The sequence below is a fragment of the Anaerostipes hominis (ex Lee et al. 2021) genome (assembly GCF_002270485.1).
GTDB lineage: Bacteria > Bacillota > Clostridia > Lachnospirales > Lachnospiraceae > Anaerostipes > Anaerostipes hominis.
Window position 1 is genome coordinate 1 of sequence record NZ_NQOG01000052.1, and the last position, 1,753, is coordinate 1,753.

The 1,753-nt window shown below is 40.2% G+C and carries 1 protein-coding gene; it reads left to right on the plus strand.

What is annotated here, in order from left to right:
- The first annotated feature begins 100 nt into the window (after positions 1–100).
- Positions 101–1,720, plus strand: a complete 1,620-nt coding sequence (locus tag CI597_RS17430) for an IS1182 family transposase (RefSeq protein WP_024729444.1) — start codon at positions 101–103, stop codon at positions 1,718–1,720.
- Positions 1,721–1,753: the final 33 nt, after the last annotated feature.

Sequence of the window (1,753 nt, forward strand, 5' to 3'; positions counted from 1 at the left end):
TGGGGCTGTCGCACTAAGTGATTAGTGCGCAGCTCCTTTTCTATGCAAAAAATAACTGCCAGACCTCGAAAGAATCCGGCAGTTGGTGTAAAATATTAGTATGCTAACACTTAATAAATTACAAAAAGATTATAGCCAAAATCAGAGCGGATATCAACTGAAACTTCCGCTAAATATTGAAACAATCATTCCGGATAATGATTCTGTGCGGTTACTAAGTCAGTTTGTGGAGGCAATGGATTTGACTGACCTGTATTCTACTTATGAAAGAATAAATTCTGTATCGCCAAGAACTCTCCTGAAGATTGTACTCTACTCTTACATGAATGGAGATTATTCCTCCCGTTCCATGGAACTCAATTGTAAAAGGGATATCAACTTCATGTTTCTTCTGGAAGGTGCCCCTGTGCCGGATCATGCAACGTTTGCCCGGTTTAGAAGCATCCATTTTGCACCATGTTCGAAGCGTATTCTTGCAGAAATGTCAAATGCGCTTTTTGACCTTGGTGAAATTTCAGGAGAAACCATATTCATTGACGGTACAAAAATCGAAGCCGGTGCGAATAAATATACTTTTGTCTGGAAAAAAGCAGTCACAAAGAATCAGAGTAAGCTTTTACAAAAACTTGCCGGTTTTGTGGCTGAATGTGAGCAGCTCTATGATATCAGAATTGCCTACGGAAATACGATAAAGATAAAGCATGTGAAAAGGCTGCGCAAAAAACTGTATGCATTAAAGGAATCGGAACAGGTAGTGTTTGTGCATGGAACCGGTAAGAGGAAAACACCGCTTCAAAAAAGCATTGAAACTCTCGAGGATTATCTGGGACGGTTAAAAAAGTACAACCAACAGGTTCATATATGCGGAGAGCGCAACAGTTATTCCAAGACTGACCATGACGCCACATTTATGCGGATGAAGGAAGACGCTATGGGGAACGGACAGCTAAAACCCGCTTACAATCTTCAGCATGGCGTGGACTCTGAATATATCACATGGCTTGCCATCGGACCACAGCCCACAGATACCACGACCCTGATACCATTTTTGAAAGATGCTGAGCAGCATTTAAAATTCAAATACAAAAACATAACAGCGGATGCCGGATACGAAAGTGAGGAAAACTATCTGTTTCTCGAAACAAATGGACAGATATCGTACATCAAACCTGCAAACTATGAGATTTCCAAAACCCGTAAATATAAAAATGATATCGGAAGAATTGAAAACATGGAGTATGATGCCGAAGCAGATATTTATACCTGCAGGAACGGAAAAAAGTTAGGAGCGGACCATATCCGCCACTCAAAAAGCAAAACAGGGTATATAAGCGAGAAAACAATTTATAAATGCGAAGACTGTAGCGGCTGCCCATACAAAAGTGAATGCATAAAAGGAAATAACTGCAAAACACCTATGGAAGAAAGAACAAAGAAGCTTCAGGTTGCCAAAACATTTTTAAAACACAGGAAAGAAAACCTGGAGCGGATCGTTTCGGAGCAAGGAGTCCTTTTCAGGACAAACCGGAGCATACAGGCAGAAGGATCCTTTGGAGATTTGAAACAGGATATGCAGTTCCGCAGATATTTAAGTAAAGGAGCATCCAACGTACTTGCAGAAAGCACACTGCTTGCCATGGCAAGAAACATAAATAAGCTTCATAATAAGATTCAAAATGGCAGAACCGGAACGTATTTATTCCCATTAAAAAGCGCCTGAATTTAGACATTTCAAAATAAATTTTTAAGCCAT

What these genes read in the sequence shown, in the direction of transcription:
- CI597_RS17430 (WP_024729444.1), top strand. Translation starts at nt 101, where the DNA reads ATGCTAACACTTAATAAATTACAAAAAGATTATAGCCAAAATCAGAGC.